General features: G+C 72.9%; 1 pseudogene. It reads left to right on the top strand.

The window, feature by feature from the left end:
* Positions 1-236, top strand: a pseudogene (locus tag ABEB12_RS23265) (MlaD family protein); the annotation flags it as partial.

The following is a 236-nucleotide window of genomic DNA, read 5'->3' as shown; positions in this document are numbered from 1 at the left end:
AGGTGGCCAATGACCTGCGGCCAGTCGCCGAACAGCTGGCCCGACGCAAGGAACTGATCCGCCGGCTGGTCACCTCGGTCGGGCAGATCGCGCACGCGGTCGGCGGGGACGACCAGCGGCTGCGCACACTGGTCGCCAGCCTGCAGACCACGCTGCGCACCTTCGGCGGCCGCGCCCCGCAGGTGGACCAGACGCTGGCCGAGCTGCCCGGCCTGGTGGACCAGTTGCGCCACTCC

This window comes from Actinospineispora eucalypti (assembly GCF_039543365.1).
Taxonomy (GTDB): Bacteria; Actinomycetota; Actinomycetes; order Mycobacteriales; family Pseudonocardiaceae; genus Pseudonocardia; species Pseudonocardia eucalypti.
This window is presented reverse-complemented; position numbering and strand designations above follow the sequence as displayed.